This window comes from Isoptericola sp. BMS4 (assembly GCF_011634835.1).
Classification (GTDB): Bacteria; Actinomycetota; Actinomycetes; order Actinomycetales; family Cellulomonadaceae; genus Isoptericola.
Genome location: NZ_SIRP01000046.1, coordinates 1 through 243, shown reverse-complemented (window position 1 = coordinate 243; position 243 = coordinate 1). Strand labels below are relative to the sequence as shown.

At 70.4% G+C, this 243-nt stretch carries 1 protein-coding gene; it reads right to left on the bottom strand.

Annotation, left to right across the window (positions count from 1 at the left end):
* A partial coding sequence (locus tag EYB28_RS19945; protein WP_166853080.1) for an ABC transporter permease subunit occupies positions 1-243 on the bottom strand: 243 nt, incomplete at both ends.

Here is a 243-nt window from a genome sequence, read left to right as displayed (position 1 = left end):
CACGGCGGCGAACATCGCCCCGAAGTCGACCGCGTACCCGGCCGAGGACACGAACGCGGCCAGCCGCTGGGACAGCACCCAGTTCTCCGTGGAGGGGTTGAGCGCGATCGGCAGCAGGAACTGGTTCCAGAGCCCGAGGAAGTTGAAGATCGCGACCGACGCCATGCCGGGGGCGGCCATGGGCAGCATCACCTGGAAGAACGTGCGCCAGTGCCCGGCCCCGTCGATCGCCGCCGCCTCGGC